Below are 20,283 nucleotides of genomic sequence, written 5' to 3' on the forward strand. Positions count from 1 at the left end.
CGTGACAAGCGCCCGCTCGCCCGCTCACCGGAACCGCACGGGCGCTCAACCTAGAATTGACGACCGTGACCGACACGACGATCGACCTGGCGATGCCGCGCCTTCCCGGCGTTCGGGGCAGGCTCAAGGATATCCCGGGCCCCGGACCCAAGCGGGTGCTGCTGGCCGCACCCCGTGGATACTGCGCGGGTGTGGATAGAGCCGTCATCGCCGTCGAGAAAGCACTGGAGCGCTACGGAGCGCCCGTCTACGTGCGCAAGCAGATCGTGCACAACATCCACGTCGTCTCCACGCTGGAGAAGCGCGGCGCCATCTTCGTCGACGACGTCGACCAGGTGCCGGAGGGTGCGCACATCGTGTTCAGCGCGCACGGCGTTGCGCCATCCGTCGTGCAGGCCGCCGCAGACCGAGGACTGCGGGCCATCGACGCGACATGCCCGCTCGTGACCAAGGTGCACCGCGAGGCCGTGCGGTTCGCCCGCGACGACTACGAGATCCTGCTCATCGGCCACGCCGGCCATGAAGAGGTGGAGGGCACGGCGGGGGAGGCTCCTGATCACGTCACCCTGGTGAACGGTCCCGACGACGTGGACGCGCTCGAGGTGCGCGATCCGGACCGCGTCGTGTGGCTGTCGCAGACCACGCTCTCGGTGGACGAGACGATGGAGACCGTGCGGCGCCTGCGCGAACGGTTCCCGAACCTCGCGGACCCGCCGAGCGACGACATCTGCTACGCCACCCAGAACAGGCAGGTCGCGATCAAGAAGGTGGCGCAGGACGCCGACCTCGTCATCGTGGTGGGCTCGGCGAACTCCTCGAACTCCGTGCGGCTCGTGGAAGTGGCGCTCGAGAACGGCGCGAAGGACGCTCACCGCGTCGACTACGCCAGCGAGGTGCAGCAGGAGTGGCTCGATGGCGTCTCGACTGTCGGGGTGACGAGCGGCGCATCCGTGCCCGAGGTGCTCGTCCAGGAGCTCCTGGACGACCTCGCGGATGCCGGTTACGGCGACGTGGAGATCGTCAAGACCGCGGAAGAAGACCTCATGTTCTCGTTGCCCAAGGAATTGCGCCGCGACGAGTCCGGAAACCAGGACGAGCGCGCCCTCGGAGGTCGAGGACGATGAGCGACGCAGGATCCCGTCCCCGCCCGCAGTACGGCGAATACGCCACCCCCGAAGAACAGCGGGCGGCGATCAAGGCGCCGGAGACGAACCCGCACTACGCACCGCCGGAGCCCGATGAGGTCGAGAGCGCGCCGACCCAGCATCCGTTCACCGCGGATGCCACGACCCGGCAGAACCCGCCGGTCGACCCCGACTCGCCGGCGGCGTACAACGGATCGGCGTTCCTGAGGCATCCCGCCGACCGCGTGATCACGATCGCGCTGCTCGTGCTCGGGCTCTATAACGTGATCACGACGATCATGCAGCGCTCGGACATCCCCGACGAGATCGCGCTGCTCTACAGCAGTGCCGGTATCACGGGCGACTACACGGTGACGTCGCTCACCGGCACCGTCGCCGACGTGATCGCCATCGTGTCTATGGCGCTCTGGGTGGTCGCTGCAGGTCTGTCGACGTTGACGATCCTCCGTGGCCGGATCGCGTTCTGGATCCCGCTCGTGGCCGGCGTGCTCGCGAGCCTCGTGAACAGCGCGGGGCTTCTGGTGCTGGTGTTCCACGATCCCGTGTTCCTCGCGTTCCTCCAGCAGGGGCGCTGACACCGGGGAGCGGACGACCCCGCGAGGGTCGAGACGATCCGGATGTGCGAAGAGGGCGTCGGCACGTGGCCGACGCCCTCTTCGCCTGAAGGAGTGGTCGCGCTCGTGCGGCGACCGCTCCCCTCCGTGAGGTTCCCTGCTCCTACTTGCCCGTCAGCGACTGACCGGCCGAGCCGAGCTGCTGCGTCGCCTCGATGACGCGCTGTGCCATGGCAGTCTCGGCGACCTTGCCCCATGCGCGCGGGTCGTACTGCTTCTTGTTGCCGACCTCGCCGTCGATCTTCAGAACGCCGTCGTAGTTGCTCAGCATGTAGCCGGCGACGGAACGCGTGAACGCGTACTGCGTGTCGGTGTCGATGTTCATCTTCACCACGCCGTTGGCGACCGCCTGCGCGATCTCCTCGTCCGTCGATCCCGAACCGCCGTGGAAAACGAGGTCGAGCGGCTTGGGGCCCGCGCCGAAGCGCTCCGCGATGCCGGCCTGGATCTCGCCGAGCAGCTCGGGACGCAGCTTGACGTTGCCAGGCTTGTACACGCCGTGCACGTTGCCGAACGTGAGGGCCGCGATGTACCGCCCGTTCTCGCCCAGTCCCAGAGCCTCGACGGCCTTCGTCACGTCGCCGACGGTCGTGTAGAGCGCGTCGTTGGTGCCCTCGTGCTGCACGCCGTCCTCTTCGCCGCCGACGACGCCGATCTCGACCTCGAGGATGGCGTTGATCGCCTTCGTGCGACGCAGCATCTCCTGTGCGATCTCGAGGTTCTCCGCCAGCGGCACCGCGGAACCGTCCCACATGTGCGACTGGAAGATCGGGTTGCGTCCCGCCTTCACCTCTTCTTCCGAAGCGGCGATCAGCGGAAGCACGAAGTCCTCCAGCGCAGGCTTCGGACAGTGGTCCGTGTGCAGGGCGACGGTGATCGGGTAGCTCTTCGCCACCTCCGTCGCGAACTTCGCGAAGGCGAGAGCGCCGGTCGCCCGCGCCTTCACGGTCTGGCCGGCGAAGTAGTCGGCACCACCGGTCGTGACCTGGATGATGCCGTCGGAGCCGGCCTCGGTGAGACCCTGCAGGATGGCGTTGATCGACTGCGACGACGCGGCGTTGATCGCGGGATACGCGAAGCCGCCCTTCTTCGCGCGATCGAGCATCTCGGCGTACTGGTCCGGGGTCGCAATGGGCATGACGTCTCCTCGATGAAAGGGGCTGGGGTGACGCCCCAATCCTAGAGGCGATTGAGGTGACCCCGGCGAGAGCTCTGCGAGCTCGCTCGCAGGGCCGACCCGATCGAGCCCCTGAGCGGGCGTGGCCGCTGTCGGCTAATCGGCCACATCGACCCTGATCGCGGTCAGCCGCACCGGCACGTCCCCGGCGCGCAGCGTGAGCAGGTGCCGGCCAGAGGAGAGCGGATGCGACGCCGTCTCGGCGCCGACCCGCGCGGCGTCTTGGACGAATGGCGCCCCGTCGTCCCAGACGTACTCGAGGCCCTCGATCGCCGGACCGGATGCGCGCACCACCACCGCGCGAGCCTCACGGAGTCCCACGTCGTAACTGACTTCATCGCCCGAGTCGAGCTGGACCTCGAAGGTGCCGGCCGCTGCGCGTTCCTCCTCGGCGGGGGCGAAGGGGTTGAGTGGAGAATCCGGTCGGGTGCGCACGATCCGCGGGCCGTCCCCGGCCCGGAAGCCCTCGTTCCTGGACCGCATCCAGCCTTCGTTCGTGACGTCGTCGCTGCTTCCGTCCGTGCCCTCGGTCGTGCCCTCGGTCGTGACACCGTTCGCGACGTCCGGAACATCACCGGCGGACCGGGCCGATCGATCGCCCGTGACCTCGTCGAGCAGACGGGAAGCCGTCGCATCCTCGGTGCGTCGCGCGGCAGGCAGGTCGCGGAAGACGTATCCGGTCGCGGGGATGGACAGCGGTGCCGTGCGGAACACCGCGGACACCACGTCGCCGCGCCGGTCGCAGTTCTGCAGCCGCATGGCGCCGAGCAGATCGGTGAGGATGCGCCACGCCGACTCGGCGTCCGGCCGCGCCGCGGCATCCGTCGTTCCGGCCACGATGTCGGCCCAGCCGTCCGGCGCAGGCACGGAACGCGGAGAGGTCGGCGTGTCGATCTTCTTCCACGGCCACAGGTTCCAGCCGATGGACTCGTCCTCGAAAAGCTGGAAGGCCGTCTGCATCCACTCCACGGAGTTCTCGCCGCTCTCGCCCATATAGATCGGCAGGCCGAGCTCATCGCGGGCGCGAAGGTAGTCGGCGATGCTCGCGCGATCCGGCGGCGACCAGTACTTGTGGAACTGGAGGGCGGTGTTCTCGTCCCACACCGCGGTGAAGATCGCCCAGTTGTTCGCCCAGTTGCTGCCCTCGTACATGATGAGGTGCTGGTCCCCGGTGGCACGGATCGCGGCCGTGAGCCGGCGGTAGATCGCGGCCAGCGCATCCGCGAACCTGTGCTGGTAGTCGCCGGGCAGCGGTTCGTTGAGCAGGTCGTAGGCGGCGACGGTGTCGTCATCGCGGTACCGGCGGGAGAGCTCCAGCCAGAGGTGCTCTGTGAGGTCGGCGTATCCGTCGGCCATGAAGAGGTCGGGACGCCCGGCGGGGGAGTCGTCGATGTTCGTGCCGGTCTGACCGCCTGGGGCGCCGTGCAGATCGAGCACCACGAGCAGGCCGTGCCGTTCGCACCACCGGACGCACTCCTCGATGATGGCGAATCCGGACTCGATGAACTCGCCCGCGTCCGTCATGACGACGCGGGAGTTGATGGGCAGCCGGATGTGGTCGAATCCCTCGGCGGCGATGGCCGCGACATCCGCCTCGGAGAAGAAGGCACGACGGAAGCCCGTCCAGAACTCGGCGGCGCGTTCCTCGCCGACGAGTTCCGCGACGTACGCCTCGATGGCGCGCGGTGAGGTGACGGGATCGCCGAAGCCCCACATGTAGCCCTCGGGGAGCAACCAGTTGCCGATTCCGATGCCGCGGCGGAGCGCTGTGCGTCCTGCCGGGTCGACGATGCGGCCCTGTTCGCCGCGCACGAGTCGGGTCGTGACCGTCGCGATGGTGTCTGTCATTCGAATCTTCCTAACGAGCGTTTAGTAATACTGCAATCCGATTACGCTGTGCGCATGAGCCTCAGTACGTCAGACGACCGGACTCCGGATGCGAACGAGCCGGCCGAGAGTCGCAGCGTCGACGGCGAGGGCGTGCAGAAGCGGAAGAGCCGACTGCGCAAGCAGAAGATCCTCGAGATCTCGTCCGAGATGTTCGGCTCGAAGGGCTTCAACGGCGCCTCGCTGGCCGACATCGCCGGAGAAGTGGGGATCACGCCCGCCGGGATCCTTCATCACTTCAAGTCCAAGGAGATCCTGCTCACCGAGTTGCTCGCGGCTCGTGACTCGCGCGACATCCGGCGTGCGGTCGACAGCAACGGTGTGCGACCGGAAGGCATGGACTTCCTGCGGCACCTCGTCGACACGGCAGCGGTCAACCAGACGGAGCACGAGTCGACGAGGCTCTACACCGTGCTGTCCGCGGACAGCGTGACGGACGGGCATCCGGCTCAAGAGTGGTTCCGTTCTCGGTATGAGGGGCTGCGGCGGATGATCGTGGCAGCGATCAGCGCGGCGCGTGACGCGGGCGAGATCACCGCGTCGTTCGACGACGAGGAGACGGCGTCCGCGATCGTGGCCGTGATGGACGGGCTCCAGGTGCAGTGGCTGCTCGCGCCGGGATCGGTGGACATGGCCGCCACGACGAAGCGCACGATCGAGAGCCTGATCGGCGTCGCTCTCGGCGAGGGCGCCGAGGACGGCACAAAGAGTGACGACGACACGAAAGGTGACGACGACACGAAGGGTGCGGACACGACGGAGTGAGGCTGACCGGATCCGCTCGGGCGCGAATCGGGCACGAATCGGGCACGAAACGGGAGCGGACCCGGCGTAGGACCGCCGGGGAGGTGGCTCGCCGTGCGTGGGGGAACACGGCGAGCCACTTCTCATCCCTTGATCGCGCCGGTCAGGACACCCTTCGTGAAGTACTTCTGCGCGAACGGGTAGACGATCAGGATCGGGATCGTCGACAGCACGATCACCGCCTTCTGGATCGTCTCGCCGGGAGGCGGCGGGATGTTCGCGGGCAGATCCGTCAGCGTCGTGCCCTTCACGACGTACTGGTTCAGCACGAGCTGCACCGGCCACATCGTGGTGTCGTTCAGATAGATCAACGCGTTGAAGAACGAGTTCCAGTACCCGACGGCGTAGAACAGTGCGACGACGGCCAGCACCGACTTCGACAGCGGGAGCACGATCCTGAGGAAGATCTGGAACTCGTTGGCGCCGTCGAGCTTCGCCGACTCGATCAGCTCCGGGGGCAGCTCCATGAAGAAGTTGCGCACCACGACCATGTTGAAGGCCGAGATGAGCCCCGGGATGATGAGCGCCCAATAGGTGTTGATCATGCCGAGCGACCGCACGAGCAGGTAGTTCGGGATGATCCCCGCGCCGAACAGCATGGTGCACAGCACGAGCACGAGGATCGGCTTCGCGAACGGCACCTCCTTCGTCCTGGTCAGGCCGTAGGCGAGCGTCGTGGTGAAGATCATGGACAGCGTCGTGCCCACGATCGTGATCACCGCCGAGACACCGAGGGCGCGGGTGACGACACCACCGGCGAGGATCGACCTGTAGGCGTCGAACGAGAAGCTCGTCGGGAAGAACGCGCCGGACTCGGCATCGTGGTTCGACGCGAAGCTCATCAGGATCACGTAGAGGAACGGATAGAGCATCAGCACCACGATGACCGCGATGATCACGGCCTTCGCGATCTGCGTGCCGATCGACGGCTTCTCCGCCCACGGCGGCCGGCCGGTGGTCTTCAGACCCGGTACCCGGCGCTTCGCCGGTGAAAGTGCATCCACGACCGCCATCAGAAGATCCCTCCTGTTCCCATCCGTTTGGCGAGTTTGTTTGCTCCGACCACGAGCAGCGTGCCGATCACGCCCTTGAAGAGGCTCGCGGCAGCCGCAAGACCCCAGTCACCGCCGGCTATTCCGCGGAAGTAGACGAACGTGTCGATCACCTCGGACGCATCCGATCCGACCGCCGGCTGTTGCAGGAGGATCTGCTCGAACCCGACCGTCAGCACGTTGCCGATCTGCAGGATCAGCAGGAGCGAAATGATCGGCACCAGGCCGGGCAGCGTGATGTGCCAGGTGCGCCGCCACGCGCTCGCGCCGTCGGTGGCCGCGGATTCGTACAACTCCTGCGGAATGGCGAGGATGGCGGCGAAGAAGATGATCGTGCCCCAGCCGACGTCCTTCCAGATGACCTGGGAGGTGACGAGCACCGCGAACGTGTCCGGGTTCGTCATGATGTTGACGTCGTGCAGGCCGATCTTGTCGAGCAGTCCCGCCACGGGCCCCGCGCCGCCGAGCACCTGCTGCCAGATCGAGATGACGATCACCCAGGAGATGAAGTGCGGCAGGTAGACGACGCCCTGGAGGAACCGCTTGAGCCGGTCGGACACGAGGCTGTTCAGGAGCAGCGCGAGAAGGATGGGTGCTGGGAACGAGAACACGATCTGCAGCAGCGAGATGATCAGCGTGTTCTTCACCGCGTTCAGCACCTCGGGGTCGCTGAAGATGTCGATGAAGTTCTGCAGCCCGACCCACGGCGATCCGAAGATGCCCAGGAACGGCGAGAAGTCCTGGAACGCGACCACGTTTCCGAGCAGCGGCACGTAGGCGAAGACGACGAAGAAGACGAATCCGGGCAGGATGAAGGCGTACATCGCCCGCGCCCGCTTCATGCGGGTCCACAGGCTGGCGCGCGGCCGACCGGTCGGCACGGCGCGTCCCTGGGGACGCACCGTGCCGGCCAGCGGGCTCGGGGCGATCTGAGTGCGGTCGGTCATGACTTCTTGTCGAGCGCCTTCTGGTACTCGGCGCGGATCTTGTCGCCGCCAGCTTGACGCCATTCCTTGCGGTACTTGGCCAGATTGCTCATCGGCATGTGACCGGAGATGATGCCGTTCTGGTAGTTCTGGCTGATCTGCGTGAGCTTCGCCGAGGCGCTCGCGTTCGTCGCCGAGTAGTGTCCGACGGTCGGGTCGGGCACCGTCGCCGCAGTGAGCTTCTCGACCTGCGTCTGGTAGTCCTGCGCGAACTTCTCGGCGGCCTGAGGGATGCGCGTGGTCGGCGCGTTGAAGCAGCCCAGCCACTGCACGCCGGCGCGGTCGGCATCTGCCTGCGTGTTCCCCAGCGGAACCATCGCCATGTCGTCGTCGAACTTGTAGTTCACGCCCTCGATGCCGGAGTTGATGAAGAGGGACTCCTTGCTCCCGTACGGCGCACGCCAGTAGTTGCACACGCCGAGCAGCTGCTTGAGCTTCTTCGGGTCCTGCGCGGCCTTGGCCGAGATGGCGACGATGCCCCAATAGCCGGAGTCGCGCGGGACCACGATCTTGCCGCCGTCGTGTCCTGGCGGGACGAGGAACTTCGGATCCGCTCCCTTGACGGCCGTGCTGCCGCTGGTCAGCTTCGTCAGGATCGACGCGCCGAAGAATCCGTTCACGGAGTCGAGGTGGATTGCCGCCTGACCGGTTCCGAACAGCCCGGCGTTCTTCTGTGTCTGGCTCGCCAGTGAGAGCGCGTCGGGGTGGAAAACACCGGCGGACCACAGCTCGCGTTCGTACTTGAGGGTCTGCTCGAAAGCATCCGTCTCGATGACGTTCACGAGCTTGCCGCCGTCGAGCTGCCAGCCCGTTCCGGCGCGGAACATCCACTGGAACATGCCCTGCACGAGGCCCGTGAGGCCGGCGATCGGCCAGAAGCGAATGCCGTTCACGCTCTTCAGCTTCGCCATGTCGGTGAGCATCGCCTTGAAGCCGTCGGCGTCCTTCGGGAACTCGGAGTGGCCGGCCTTCTTCATGAGGTCGTACCTGATCACCGGGAAGTTGCTGAGGTAGGCGTTCTCGTTCGGGATGCCGTAGATGTGGCCGTTCTTCTGCGACGCCTGCCACGTGCCCGTCTGGATGTTGGCGAGATTGGGCCACTTCAGGATGCCGTCGCCGGCGAGCACCTTGGACAGGTCGGCGAACACGCCGTTGGAGATGGCCTGGCTGCCGATCGCCGTCGTGTCCTGCACGAACAGAAGGTCGGGGATGTCGCCGGATGCGATCACCGTCGCCATCTTGTCGTTGTAGCTGTCAGAAGGCACGAGCGTCGGGTTGAACTTGATGTTCATGTTCTTGTCGACCTGCTGCCAGTACAGGTTCTTCTCGAGCGGGTCCGGCGGCGCGCCCCAGAGGATCTGGAAGCTCGAGACCTCGGATCCGTCACCGGGAGGAACCGTCACGCTCGTGAAGTACGACTTCGGCGGGCTCGTGTAGGTCGGCGGCATGCCGGCGACCTTGCTGATGAGACCGCCGGGAACGGTCTTCGGGGGAACGTGCGTCGGCAGCTTGAAAGCGCTGGCTTCGGCCACTCCGGCGCCGCCGCCGCTCGCACCGCCACCGGTCCCGGTGCACGCTGCGAGCAGACCCGTCGCCGCGATTCCGAGTCCCAGTCCGAGTGCTGTACGGCGGGACATCGTCACGCCACTCGATCCGTGGTTCACCACATCGTCCTCACATCGTTGTCAAAGGATTGGAGCCCCCGGGCTGAGGGCGTCATCACTCTAGGGTCGGCGTAGGCAAAAAAGCTAGTGAGCGTTTAGTAAGTTTTTGTCAGCTTGTACCCCGTTATTCGGGAGCGGCGTGCGACGACGCGGAGAGCGCTGCGGATGTGAAGAACGCCGCGGTCCGCCGATTTGTGAAGATCCTCGAAACATCACGGGTTCTGTGAGCCGCGTAGGCCCCGTTCTTGCGCGACCGTGGAGACGTGTTGATCGAACAGACCACTGGATCCGCCGCAGACAACCGCACGGCCGGCAGCGACGTGCACCCCTCATCGGCCTCGCGAGGCCGGACACCCGATGGCAACAAATGGCAAACGGTTGGCATCGCCGTGCCCGCCACCGACGAGGAGCGTGGTCTCCACGAGCTCGGACTCGACGAGCGCGGTGCATTGCATCCCGACCGCAACCTCGCGCTCGAACTCGTGCGGGCGACAGAGGCCGCGGCGATCCGCGCGACCCCGTGGATCGGCAAAGGGCGCAAGAACGACGCGGACGGCGCGGCCGTGGATGCCATGCGCGCCTTCCTCGCCACCGTGGACTTCGACGGCGTCGTCGTGATCGGAGAGGGCGAGAAGGACCGAGCGCCGATGCTGTTCAACGGCGAGCACGTCGGCACCGGCCGCGGCCCCGCGTGCGACATCGCCGTGGATCCGATCGATGGAACCTCGCTCACCGCCGCCGGCCGGCAGAACGCGCTGTCGGTGATCGCTGTGAGCGACCGGGGCACGATGCTGGACGCCTCGGGCGTGTTCTACATGGACAAGATCGTCACCGGGCCAGAGGGCAGGGGAGTGGTGGACATCCGTCGGCCGATCGGCGAGAACCTGCGCGCGTATGCGGCGGCCACCGGCCGCGAGGTGGGAGAGCTCCGGGTCGCAGTGCTCGACAGGCCGCGCCATGAGGGCCTCATCCAGGACATCCGGGATGCCGGAGCCGGCACGCGGCTGCTCCTCGACGGCGACGTGGCGGGTGGCATCAACGCCGTGCGACCCGGAACGCGGATCGACCTGTGCGTCGGGATCGGCGGAAGCCCCGAGGGGATCACGACGGCCTGCGCGGTGAAGGCTCTCGGCGGATTCATGCAGGCGACACCCGCCCCGCGCGATGCGGCCGAGCGTGATCGCGCGATCGCGTCGGGGCTCGATCCCGAGAAGGTCTACGAGCTCGACGACCTGGTCGCCGGTGACAACACCCTGTTCGTGGCCACCGGAGTGACGGACGGCGGCCTCGTCGACGGCGTGCGACGCGACGGGCCGGTCATCCACACGAGCAGCATCGTGCTGCGCTCGAAGTCGGGGACCGTGCGGCGCATCGCCGCCGAGCACCTCGTCTCCAAGTGGTGGTGACGGCTCCCACCCCGTCTCTAAGTGGTGACGGCTCGCAGACCGGACGTCAGGCGCTGAGTTCCTCTGCCGCGTGCAGCCTGTCGGCTTCGTTGCCTGGTTCCAGCTCGAGAGCGGTCAGTTTGCGCGGTGAGCTGTGGATGGCTGCCGTCTCATCGATGATCTTCGTCTCGTCGATGCCGGGGAACTGGCGTGCAGTGACGAGCACTCGCGACTCGAGCGACGCGGCGAACTTGTTGTAGCTGTCCACCGTGCGCTCGATGGCACGACGCAGGCTCTCCGCGTGGCCCGCCAGCGCGCCCAGGCGCTGGTACAGCGTGTTGCCGAGATCGAAAAGGTGCTTCGCCTCATCGGAGACCGCCTGCTGCTGCCAGGTATAGGCGACGGTCTTCAGGACCGCCCAGAGGTTCACGGGCGACGCGAGGGCGACTCGCTTGCCGAAGGAGTAGTCGAGGATTGTGGGGTCGCTCTCGAGCGCTGCCGAGAGAAGCGATTCGCTAGGCACGAACGCCACCACGAACTCGGGGCTGGCGGCGAGACCCTCCCAGTACGTCTTCTTCGCCAGGGCATCGATGTGCCCGCGCAGGGCCTTGACGTGCTTGTCGAGGAGCTGCTTGCGCCGCGCGCCCTCCTCGCCCACCGCGGTGACCGGGATCTGGCTGGCCTCCAGGTAGGCATCGAACGGCACCTTCGCGTCCACAGCGATGGACTTGCCGCCGGGAAGCGTGATGACCATATCGGGACGGCCGGCACCGGCATCCGAGGTGATGCTCTTCTGCGTCTCGAAGTCGACATGCTGCGTGAGTCCCGCAGCCTCGACGACCCGGCGCAACTGCGTCTCTCCCCACACGCCGCGCACACTGTTCGAGCGCAGCGCCCCGGCGAGTGATTCGGTGGTGGCGCGAAGTGCTTCGTCGCTGAGCTGGGCCTGCTTGAGCTGCTCGGCCAGCGATCCGTACTGCTGCCCGCGCTGCTGCTCGATCTCGGTGACCTTGCGCTGCATCGCCTCCAGGGTCTCCTTCACCGGTGCGAGAGCATGCAGCACCTGCTGTTCACGCTTCTCGCGCTCGACCCGCTCGGCCTGATCCACCCGCTGCTGCTCGAGTACGGCGCGCTGCTGACCACGCAGCTCCTGGATCTGGTCGCGGAACTGCTCCTCAGACTTCACTGCCTGCTCTCTGAGGCTGATGATCGTCGCCTGAGCTGCGGCCAGGTCGGCCTGCGTCTGCCACAGCTGGGCAGCATCCTCCGACCGGACGCGCTCGAGATCGGCAGCGTGCCTGGCCTCGATGACGGCGGGGTCGACGACGACCGTCGTGTCGTGCGACGTGCGCCGGGCGGCGAGCGCGAGTCCGCCGAACACGCCTGCGACGGCGCCGACCACGAGACCGATGATGAGGAGGAGAACGTCCATGTCTTCATGGTCGCAACAGCCACCGACATCGCTGGGAGGGCTCGCCAGCATGCCGCTTCCGGCATACGACTCGGTGCAGGTCGTCAGGCCGCTTCGGCGACGTCGCCGATGCGTCCCATCCGGACCGGGACGTTCGTGGCGAGCTCGCCGATGGAGCCGGCGCCGTGCCGCTTCGAGGCGTGCACGACGATGGCAGCGCAGGCTTCGGCATCGGCGAGGGCGTCGTGGTGCTGGAACCCTTCGAATCCGGCAGCCATCGCCGCGACCGGCAGCCGGTACGAGTCGAGCGAGTAGGTCCTCCGCGCCACCTGCAGGCTGCACAGATAGTCGAATCGGGGACAGCGGATGCTGGTGGCGGAGCACGCGCCGCGGATGACGCCCATGTCGAACCCTGCATTGTGCGCGACGAGAACGTCGGCGCCGGCGAACTCCACGAGGTCGGCCAGCTGGTCGCCCCATCCGCTCGCGTGTTACACATCCCGTGCCCGGATGCCGTGGATCCGCACGTTCCATTCCAGGAACGCATCGTGTCCGGCCGGCGGCTTGATGAGCCATCCGGCGGTGTCGACGACCCGGCCGTCGCGCACCTTCACGAGACCCACCGAACACGCAGAAGCGCTGCTGGAATTCGCGGTCTCGAAGTCGATGGCGGTGAAGTCCAGTGGCACGTCGTCATGCTCGCACGAGCAGACGACACGGTCGGCACCGCCTTCGGCGTGGTCGGGGATTGCCGTTCGGATCAACGCGATATATCGTGATACGGCCGGTTCGGCCCACCGCCGCGCAGAATGTCGGGGGTGCGGTGCACAGTACTCGGCATCCCCTTTACGGCACCTCGACTCAATCGGAGCATTTCGTGCTGCTCAAGCTCCTCGTCCGCTATCTCAAACCATACAAATGGCTGCTCCTGGGCGTCCTGATCTTCCAGTTCGCCTCGGCGCTGGCGAGCCTGTATCTGCCCAGCCTGAACGCCGACATCATCGACAACGGCCTCTCCAAGGGCGACACCGGATACATCTGGCGCACGGGCACGCTGATGCTCGTGATCTCCCTCGGGCAGATCGTCGCGGCCGTCATCGCCACCTACTTCGCGGCGAAGGCCGCGATGCGCGCCGGGCGCGACATCCGCGACCAGATCTTCGACCGGGTCTCCGCGTTCTCCGAGCGCGAGGTCTCGTCCTTCGGTCCGGGTTCGTTGATCACCAGGAACACCAACGACGTGCAGCAGGTGCAGATGCTCGCGATGATGTCCGCGACCTTCCTTGTCTCTGCGCCGTTGCTCGCGATCGGTGGCATCGTCCTCGCCTTGCGGCAGAGCCTCAGCCTGTCCTGGCTGATCGCCGTGGCCGTGCCGATCCTCCTCGTCGTCGCGGTCCTCATCATCAGCCGCATGGTGCCGCTGTTCCGCAGCTTCCAGGAGAAGCTCGACATCGTGAACCGGGTGATGCGCGAGCAGCTCACCGGCATCCGCGTCGTGCGGGCGTTCGTGCGCGAGCCGATCGAGGAGGCGCGCTTCCGCGACGCGAACACCGACATCATGGTCGTCGGCCGCAAGGTCGGCTCGCTGTTCGTGCTGCTGTTCCCCGTCGTGATGCTCATCCTCAACGTCACTGTGATCGGAGTGATCTGGTTCGGCGGAATCAAGGTGGACTCCGGCGAGGTGCAGATCGGCACTCTCTTCGCGTTCATGCAGTACGTCATGATCATCCTGTCCGGCGTCATGATGGCCAGCTTCATGACGATGATGATCCCGAGGGCCGCCGTGTCTGCCGAGCGCATCGGCGAGGTGCTCGCGGCGGAGACGTCGCTCGGCCGCGCGGAGCATCCGATCTCCGAGTTTCCGACGCCGGGAACCGTCGAGTTCACCGACACCTCCTTCACGTACCCGGGCGCTGAGCACCCTGTGCTGTCGGGCATCAGCTTCACGGCGAAGCCCGGAGAGACGGTCGCCATCGTCGGATCGACAGGTGCGGGCAAGACGACGCTCATCTCGTTGATCCCGAGGCTCTTCGACGTGACGGACGGCAGCGTCTCGGTCAACGGCGTCGACGTGCGGAACGCCGATCTCTCCGCCCTGTGGCAGACGATCGGCCTCGTGCCGCAGCGGCCCTTCCTCTTCACAGGAACCGTCGCCTCGAACCTCCGCTTCGGACGTGAGGATGCCACGGATGACGAGCTCTGGAGTGCGTTGTCCATCGCCCAGGGCAGCGACTTCGTCGCCCAGATGGACGGCGGTCTCGACGCACGCATCTCCCAGGGAGGCACCAACGTCTCCGGCGGGCAGCGGCAGCGCCTTGCGATCGCCCGTGCCATCGTGCACCGGCCGCGCATCCTGGTGTTCGACGATTCCTTCTCCGCGCTCGACCTGGCGACGGATGCGCGGCTCCGTCAAGCGCTCTGGCGAGAGCTGCCCGACGTGACCAAGATCGTCGTCGCACAGCGTGTCTCGACGATCACCGACGCCGACCGCATCATCGTGCTCGAAGACGGACGGATGGTGGGCGTCGGCACCCATGACGAACTCCTGACGTCGAGCGATACCTATCGCGAGATCGTGGAATCCCAGCTCGGAGTGGAGGCCGGCCGATGAGCGCCGCGAAGAACGGCGCCAAGGGCGCCGCGACGACGACAGAGCTCACCGCAGAGGAGAAGCTCGAACTCGAGCTTGCCGAGCAGGCCAGGCTGTCCGCCGACGACTGGAGCGGCGGAGTCGCGCCGGGCAAGGCCAAGCGCTTCGGGCCGTCCTTCCGCCGGCTGATCGGGCTCTTGAAGCCCAATGCCCTGGCCTTCACGTTCGCCTCCATCCTCGGTGCGATCGCCGTCGCGTGCACCGTTGCTGCACCGAAGGTGCTCGGTGAGGCCACGAACATCCTGTTCGAGGGCGTCATCTCGAAGAACCTGCCCAAGGGTGCAACGCAGGACCAGGTGGTTGCCGGTCTCAACGCATCCGGCCAGCACGATCTGGCCAACATCGTGAAGGCGATGCAGAACCTGGACCCCGGCACAGGCGTCGACTTCGTGCGGCTGAGCCAGGTGCTGATGATCGTGCTCGCGCTGTACTGCGTCTCCGCGGTGCTCAACTGGCTGCAGGGCTACATCATCAACGTCATCATGGTCAGCGCCATGTGGCGTCTCCGCGAGCAGGTCGAGGCGAAGATCAACCGCCTGCCGCTCAGCTATTTCGACCGCGTGCAGCGTGGAGAGCTCATCTCGCGGGTGACGAACGACATCGACAACATCACGCAGATGATGCAGCAGTCGCTGTCCAGCGCGCTCACCAGCGTGCTGACCGTGCTCGGCGTTCTCATCATGATGCTGTCCATCTCGTGGCAGCTCACGCTGGTGGCGCTGGTCTCGCTTCCGCTGATGGCTGTGATCTTCGGTGTGATCGGCCCGCGTTCGCAGAAGGCGTTCAGCGTGCAGTGGCGCAAGGTCGGTCGCCTGAACGCACGCGTTGAGGAGTCCTTCTCCGGGCACGCGCTCGTCAAGGTGTTCGGGCGCGAGAAGAGCTCGCGCGAGGCCTTCCGGGCCGAGAACGAGGAGCTGTACCAGGCCTCGTTCAAGGCGCAGTTCCTCTCGAACACGATGATGCCTGCGATGCAGTTCATCGGGAACCTGACCTACGTCGGCATCGCCGTGATCGGCGCACTCATGGTCGCTGGCGGGCAGCTCCGGCTGGGCGACGTTCAGGCGTTCATCCAGTACTCGCAGCAGTTCACCCAGCCGCTGTCGCAGCTGGGCGGCATGGCCGCGGTCGTCCAGTCGGGGACGGCGTCCGCCGAGCGTGTGTTCGAGCTGCTCGACCAGGACGAGCAGGAGCCGGACGCTCCGGATGCCCCCGCACCGGTCGACGGCGACGGCACCATCGAGTTCGAGCACGTGTCGTTCTCGTACAACCCGGAGCGTCCGCTCATCCGGGATCTGTCCTTCCGTGTCGAGCCTGGCCAGACGGTCGCCATCGTGGGACCGACGGGTGCAGGCAAGACCACGCTGGTGAACCTCATCATGCGGTTCTACGAGCTGAACGGCGGACGCATTCTGCTCAACGGACAGAACATCGCCGACCTCACCCGGCACGACATCCGCGCCAAGACCGGGATGGTGCTGCAGGACCCGTGGCTGTTCGCGGGAAGCATCAGGGAGAACATCCGCTACGGACGGGCGGATGCCACGGATGCGGAGATCCACGAGGCTGCCGAGGCCACCTACGTCGACCGGTTCGTGCACTCCCTGCCCGACGGTTACGAGACGGTGCTCGACGAGGATGCGTCCAACGTGTCGGCAGGCGAGAAGCAGCTGATCACGATCGCGCGCGCGTTCGTGGCCAAGCCCAGCGTGCTGATCCTCGACGAGGCGACGAGCTCCGTCGACACCCGCACGGAGCTCCTGCTGCAGCACGCCATGAACGCGTTGCGCCAGGGACGCACGTCATTCGTGATCGCACACCGGCTGTCGACCATCCGTGATGCCGACCTCATCCTGGTGATGGAGCACGGCGACATCGTGGAGCAGGGCAACCATGAGCAGCTCATCGCGGCGAAGGGCGCCTACTACCGGCTGTACAACGCGCAGTTCGAGCAGGCCGCGACGGATCTCGACGAGGAGTTCGCCGACATCCAGGGCGACCGGCTCGCGGCTGAGGCCGAGGAGATCGCCGAGCGCGACGAACCGGACGCGGCGGTCGTCGACTGAGCGTCGGTTCGTGAGGGGCTCGGTGCTTCGGCGCTGCTCCACGACGTCGGAACTGGATCATCCGGTTCCACGTCCGGGGATCAGCTCACTGCGGCGCCAGGCCCCTCGCGCGTTCAACCGGATCCGGCGCGCTGCGGCGCTCCCGTTCGACCCATACGCTGGTCGCATGCGCTCACGTGAAGAGAAGCTCGAGCACGCGCGGTCGTTCGGTTCCGTCGCCGACGTGTACGAGGCATCCCGTCCGGAATATCCCCCGGAGGCCGTGGCGTGGCTGGTCCATCCCGAGCAGCAGCACGTGGTGGACGTCGGCGCCGGCACGGGCAAGCTGACCCGCACGCTGGTTGCAGAGGGCCGCGAGATCGTCGCGGTCGATCCTTCGGAGGAGATGCTCCGCGTGCTGAGGTCGACTGTGCCCGGCGTCGAGACGCTGATCGGCACGGGGGAGCGGATGCCGCTGCCCGACGAATCGGTCGACGCGGTGACCTTCGCTCAGGCCTGGCACTGGGTCGACCCGCCCGTCGCATCCCGCGAGGTGGGCCGCGTGCTCAAGCCCGGCGGCACGCTCGGACTGATCTGGAACTTCCGCGACGAGCGCGTCGACTGGGTGAAGAAGCTGGGCGCTGCAATGCACGCAGACGGCGACCAGTACACCGAGGGAATGGATGACGATCCGCACGTCCTCGCGCCGTTCGGACAACCGGAGCGGGCATCCTTCGCATGGACGCAGCCGTTCGACCGGGAAGGCATGCTCGATCTGGTCCGTTCGCGCAGTTATTTCGCCGTGATGGACGCCGAGCAGCAGGAGGCGACGATCGTCGCGGTGCGCGAACTGCTGGACACGCATCCGCAGACCGCGGGTCGCGAGGTCATCGAGCTTCCGTACATGACGCTTGCGTTCCGGTACGTGCGCCCGTGAATCGGATCACCGCTGTCTGCTTCGACCTCGACGGCACGTTGCTGCGCAACGACCTCGGCGACCGTGTGATCGGCCGGGTCTGCGCGACGCTCGCGAAAGAGGATTCGCGCCTCGTCGTCGATGAACTCGCGGAGGCGAATCGGCGCGCGTGGTGGCGGGCCTGGCCCGAGGTCGGAGACGACTGGGTGACCGGCCGCGCGGCAGGAGATGCCCTGCCGCGTGCGGCGTGGCAGCAGGCGCTCGCGGATGTCGGCGTGCAGGACGAGCACATCGTCGAGCGCGCCGTCAGCCTTCACCTGGCGGAGGAGTTCGCGTCCTTCGAGCTGTATCCCGAATCCCTCGAGGTGCTGGCGGATCTGCACCGCACGGGCATCCGTCTGGCGCTCATCACGAACGGGCCGAGCGTGCAGCAGCGTTCGAAGCTCACCGCGGTGGGAATCGACGACGTCTTCGATGCGGTGATCGTCTCCGCGGAAGCCGGAGTGGCGAAGCCGCATCCGGCCATCTTCCATGCGGCCCTCGACGCGATCGGCTCGCGACCGGAAGACGCCGCGCACGTTGGCGACAACCTCGAAGCGGATGTCGCCGGTGCCGCTGCTGCCGGCCTGCGATCGGTGTGGGTGGACCGACCGGGTGCTGCGGGCCAAGCGCCGATCGTCGGCTCGCCCGATCACGTGCTGGCGGATCTTCGCGCGTTGCCGGAACTGCTCCGCGCGCTGCCCTGAGCACGATGAGGGTTCCTGTCGCCGGATACGATGGATGCCCGTGGCTCTCACTATCGGCATCGTCGGCCTGCCCAACGTCGGCAAGTCCACGCTCTTCAACGCGCTGACCAAGAATCAGGTGCTCGCGGCGAACTATCCGTTCGCCACCATCGAGCCGAACGTCGGTGTGGTGAACCTGCCAGACCCGCGACTGAACACGCTCTCCGATCTGTTCCACTCCGAGCGCATCGTGCCAGCCACGGTGAGCTTCGTCGACATCGCCGGCATCGTGCGCGGCGCGTCGACGGGTGAGGGTCTCGGCAACCAGTTCCTCGCCAACATTCGTGAAGCGGATGCCATCGCCCAGGTCGTGCGCGGATTCGCCGATTCCGACGTGGTGCACGTGGAGGGCGAGGTGAATCCGGCGAACGATCTGGAGACGATCGGCGCCGAGCTCATGCTCGCGGACCTCCAGACCCTCGAGAAGGCGATCACCCGGTACGAGAAGGAGGTGCGCGGTCGCAAGCTCGACGGCGCCGTGCTCGAGGCGGCGAACGCGGCGAAGGACTCGCTCGAGCGGGGCGTGCTGCTGTCGGCATCCGGCCTCGATCTCGCTCCCATCAAGGAGCTCGGGCTCCTCACGTCGAAGCCGTTCATCTTCGTGTTCAACGTGGATGAGGCCGTGCTGACGGATGCTTCGCGCAAGGGAGAGCTCGCCGCTCTCGTCGCGCCCGCACAGGCCGTGTTCCTCGACGCGAAGATCGAGTCCGAGTTGATCGACCTGGATCCCGAGGATGCCGCTGAACTGCTCGCCTCGACGGGCCAGGACGAGAGCGGACTCGACCAGCTCGCTCGCATCGGATTCGACACCCTCGGCCTGCAGACGTTCCTCACGGCAGGCCCGAAGGAGTCGCGCGCGTGGACCATCCACAAGGGGTGGAAGGCTCCCCAGGCCGCCGGCGTGATCCACACCGACTTCGAGAAGGGCTTCATCAAGGCCGAGGTGATCTCGTTCGAGGACCTCGTCGAGCTCGGCTCGGTGCACGAGGCGCGCGCCCACGGCAAGGCGCGTCTCGAGGGCAAGGATTACGTCATGCAGGACGGCGACGTGGTGGAGTTCCGCTTCAACGTGTAGCGGTGCCTCGGGCGGGCTTCATGCCCCACTCGACGGCGCGTACGGACGGCGTTGGCGCGGATTCGGCGGTTCCGATCGGACGCTCAGAGCGCCGGACCGGTGACTTCGAGGAAATCGCTCAGCCAGAGCCGGACGATGGCGAGGGTTGCCACACTGGTCGTACCGGCAGTCGCCACGATGCGTTCTCGTGAGATCGCTCGCAGCTGCTCCGTCATCGCCCACGATGGCTTGATAAGGCCTGCAGAATCGTCGATCCGTACGTGGTTGTTCCACGATCGGTCCACGGACGTGATGGGCACGACGAGTGCGAGGCTCGTGACTGCGTTCAGATATCCGTTTCCGGCGACGACGAGTACGGGTCGACGTCCGGCCTGTTCGCGGCCGATGACGGGGTCGAGGGCCGCCCACACCACCAGGCCTGGAGCGAGGGCGATCTCACTCATCGATCCGGGGAGAGATGGCGTCCCATTCCGCCGTCTCCCGATGGTAGGACTCCATCAGTTCCGGCGGGGTCGCGGCGATCTGCTGCTGGAGGACGCGGAGACGCTGCTCTCGATCAGCGCGGCTCGCCAGCTCATCGAGGTAGGCGCCGAGCGACTTCCTGGCAGTCCGGGCTTGAGCCTTGAGCCGATCCCTTGTGGCCACGGAGACCTTGATCGTGGTCATTGTCATACTTTCAGTATACGAGCG

The 20,283-nt window shown here is 66.6% G+C and carries 17 protein-coding genes and 1 pseudogene; 9 read left to right on the forward strand and 9 right to left on the reverse strand.

What is annotated here, in order from left to right; genetic code table 11:
* Positions 1 to 92 precede the first annotated feature (92 nt).
* Positions 93 to 1,124, forward strand: a complete 1,032-nt coding sequence (locus ACX9R5_RS09730) for a 4-hydroxy-3-methylbut-2-enyl diphosphate reductase (protein WP_459409063.1) — start codon at positions 93 to 95, stop codon at positions 1,122 to 1,124.
* Positions 1,121 to 1,720 (forward strand): DUF6264 family protein, encoded by a 600-nt coding sequence (locus ACX9R5_RS09735; RefSeq protein WP_459408779.1) that lies wholly within the window; start codon positions 1,121 to 1,123, stop codon positions 1,718 to 1,720. Before ACX9R5_RS09730 ends, ACX9R5_RS09735 begins: the two co-directional genes overlap by 4 nt.
* Before the next feature lie 142 nt (positions 1,721 to 1,862).
* On the opposite strand, the gene fbaA is transcribed toward ACX9R5_RS09735, so the two are convergent.
* Both fbaA and ACX9R5_RS09745 read right to left on the reverse strand, forming a co-directional pair.
* Positions 1,863 to 2,897: a class II fructose-bisphosphate aldolase gene (fbaA, locus tag ACX9R5_RS09740; RefSeq protein WP_459408780.1), complete on the reverse strand. Its 1,035-nt coding sequence runs from the start codon at positions 2,895 to 2,897 to the stop codon at positions 1,863 to 1,865.
* 135 nt (positions 2,898 to 3,032) lie between these two features.
* A complete protein-coding gene (locus ACX9R5_RS09745) occupies positions 3,033 to 4,784 on the reverse strand; it encodes a glycoside hydrolase family 5 protein (protein ID WP_459408781.1) in 1,752 nt (583 codons plus the stop codon).
* A gap of 54 nt (positions 4,785 to 4,838) precedes the next feature.
* Here ACX9R5_RS09745 and ACX9R5_RS09750 point away from each other — a divergent pair, with 54 nt between their 5' ends.
* Complete coding sequence (locus ACX9R5_RS09750) at positions 4,839 to 5,588, forward strand: TetR/AcrR family transcriptional regulator (protein WP_459408782.1); 750 nt, start codon at positions 4,839 to 4,841, stop codon at positions 5,586 to 5,588.
* A 122-nt stretch (positions 5,589 to 5,710) separates the two neighbouring features.
* On the opposite strand, the gene ACX9R5_RS09755 is transcribed toward ACX9R5_RS09750, so the two are convergent.
* Genes ACX9R5_RS09755 through ACX9R5_RS09765 form a run of 3 tightly spaced genes read right to left on the reverse strand, consistent with a single transcriptional unit; the run spans position 5,711 to position 9,302 of the window.
* Positions 5,711 to 6,640, reverse strand: a complete 930-nt coding sequence (locus ACX9R5_RS09755) for a carbohydrate ABC transporter permease (RefSeq protein ID WP_459408783.1) — start codon at positions 6,638 to 6,640, stop codon at positions 5,711 to 5,713.
* Entirely contained in the window at positions 6,640 to 7,626 is a 987-nt protein-coding gene (locus tag ACX9R5_RS09760; protein ID WP_459408784.1) for an ABC transporter permease, read from the reverse strand. The genes ACX9R5_RS09755 and ACX9R5_RS09760 overlap by 1 nt, the downstream gene beginning before the upstream one ends.
* Positions 7,623 to 9,302, reverse strand: a complete 1,680-nt coding sequence (locus ACX9R5_RS09765; RefSeq protein WP_459408785.1) for an extracellular solute-binding protein — start codon at positions 9,300 to 9,302, stop codon at positions 7,623 to 7,625. Before ACX9R5_RS09765 ends, ACX9R5_RS09760 begins: the two co-directional genes overlap by 4 nt.
* Before the next feature lie 476 nt (positions 9,303 to 9,778).
* Here ACX9R5_RS09765 and glpX point away from each other — a divergent pair, with 476 nt between their 5' ends.
* On the forward strand, positions 9,779 to 10,735 hold the full coding sequence (gene glpX, locus ACX9R5_RS09770; protein WP_459409064.1) for a class II fructose-bisphosphatase: 957 nt from the start codon (positions 9,779 to 9,781) through the stop codon (positions 10,733 to 10,735).
* Positions 10,736 to 10,781: 46 nt separating this feature from the next.
* Here glpX and ACX9R5_RS09775 read toward each other — a convergent pair whose 3' ends face one another.
* Together ACX9R5_RS09775 and ACX9R5_RS09780 are read right to left on the reverse strand one after the other, a co-directional pair.
* Positions 10,782 to 12,146, reverse strand: a complete 1,365-nt coding sequence (locus ACX9R5_RS09775) for a DNA recombination protein RmuC (RefSeq protein ID WP_459408786.1) — start codon at positions 12,144 to 12,146, stop codon at positions 10,782 to 10,784.
* Between the two features lie 83 nt (positions 12,147 to 12,229).
* A pseudogene (locus ACX9R5_RS09780) lies at positions 12,230 to 12,814 on the reverse strand (exonuclease domain-containing protein).
* 188 nt (positions 12,815 to 13,002) lie between these two features.
* On the opposite strand from ACX9R5_RS09780, the gene ACX9R5_RS09785 reads away from it, so the two are divergent.
* From ACX9R5_RS09785 to ychF, 5 genes are all read left to right on the forward strand, one after another.
* Positions 13,003 to 14,736, forward strand: a complete 1,734-nt coding sequence (locus tag ACX9R5_RS09785; protein ID WP_459408787.1) for an ABC transporter ATP-binding protein — start codon at positions 13,003 to 13,005, stop codon at positions 14,734 to 14,736.
* Positions 14,733 to 16,838: an ABC transporter ATP-binding protein gene (locus ACX9R5_RS09790; protein ID WP_459408788.1), complete on the forward strand. Its 2,106-nt coding sequence runs from the start codon at positions 14,733 to 14,735 to the stop codon at positions 16,836 to 16,838. Before ACX9R5_RS09785 ends, ACX9R5_RS09790 begins: the two co-directional genes overlap by 4 nt.
* 166 nt (positions 16,839 to 17,004) lie before the next feature.
* A complete protein-coding gene (locus tag ACX9R5_RS09795; RefSeq protein ID WP_459408789.1) occupies positions 17,005 to 17,754 on the forward strand; it encodes a class I SAM-dependent methyltransferase in 750 nt (249 codons plus the stop codon).
* The gene (locus ACX9R5_RS09800) at positions 17,751 to 18,479 is read left to right on the forward strand and encodes an HAD family hydrolase (protein ID WP_459408790.1); all 729 of its coding nucleotides are present in this window, start codon (positions 17,751 to 17,753) and stop codon (positions 18,477 to 18,479) included. Before ACX9R5_RS09795 ends, ACX9R5_RS09800 begins: the two co-directional genes overlap by 4 nt.
* A 40-nt stretch (positions 18,480 to 18,519) precedes the next feature.
* Positions 18,520 to 19,593, forward strand: a complete 1,074-nt coding sequence (gene ychF, locus ACX9R5_RS09805; RefSeq protein WP_459408791.1) for a redox-regulated ATPase YchF — start codon at positions 18,520 to 18,522, stop codon at positions 19,591 to 19,593.
* Between the two features lie 83 nt (positions 19,594 to 19,676).
* Here the strand turns inward: ychF and ACX9R5_RS09810 are convergent, their stop codons facing one another.
* A complete protein-coding gene (locus tag ACX9R5_RS09810) occupies positions 19,677 to 20,036 on the reverse strand; it encodes a type II toxin-antitoxin system PemK/MazF family toxin (protein ID WP_459408792.1) in 360 nt (119 codons plus the stop codon).
* Positions 20,029 to 20,265: a hypothetical protein gene (locus tag ACX9R5_RS09815; protein ID WP_459408793.1), complete on the reverse strand. Its 237-nt coding sequence runs from the start codon at positions 20,263 to 20,265 to the stop codon at positions 20,029 to 20,031. The genes ACX9R5_RS09810 and ACX9R5_RS09815 overlap by 8 nt, the downstream gene beginning before the upstream one ends.
* Positions 20,266 to 20,283: the final 18 nt, after the last annotated feature.

The sequence above is a fragment of the Rathayibacter sp. CAU 1779 genome (assembly GCF_054551755.1).